The sequence below is a fragment of the Pectobacterium polonicum genome (genome assembly GCF_005497185.1).
GTDB classification, from domain to species: Bacteria; Pseudomonadota; Gammaproteobacteria; order Enterobacterales; family Enterobacteriaceae; genus Pectobacterium; species Pectobacterium polonicum.
Genome location: NZ_RJTN01000064.1, coordinates 1 through 532 on the forward strand (window position 1 = coordinate 1; position 532 = coordinate 532).

At 50.8% G+C, this 532-nt stretch carries 1 protein-coding gene; it reads right to left on the minus strand.

Annotated features, from left to right (window positions below; all coding sequences use genetic code 11):
- Positions 1 to 411 (minus strand): NAD(P)-binding domain-containing protein (locus tag EDI29_RS22630; RefSeq protein WP_167494553.1); only part of this gene is annotated, 411 nt, incomplete at its 3' end.
- Positions 412 to 532: the final 121 nt, after the last annotated feature.

Sequence of the window (532 nt, forward strand, 5' to 3'; positions counted from 1 at the left end):
GCGGGCGGTGAGCACCGTCGTACCCCAAGTGATGATAGGCGCACTGACACGGCGTTCTGCTAATTGCCTGGAAAGGTACAGCGCGCTCAATGAGCAGGCGCTGTTAATAATGATGGGCTGGCCATTTTTGATATGGGGAACGAGCGCATCAATGACCGATCGATGGCCATATCCGGGAACACAAAGTAGGACAACCTCGGCGTGTCTGACTGCAACGGCGATGTCATTCTCACTTTCCAGTTTGCATTCGCCCTGAATGATTCCGGTAAAAGATAAACGGTGCTGTCTGGCTCGTAAGGGAGCCAGATTTTCTGCATGAGGCGACCACAGAATAGGCGTATGCCCTGTTGATGCCAGCCAGGCTGCGCTGGCGAAACCGATATTTCCTGCGCCAAGAATGGCAACTTTCATAATAAATTCCCTGATATAAGACGTGAACGGTTTGAATGTGGCTGACGTTAGTGTTTTCGGAGATATCGCCAACAGGGGGTCAGTAAGATGAAAATCGTCAGCAGAATTAACAGCCAGGATA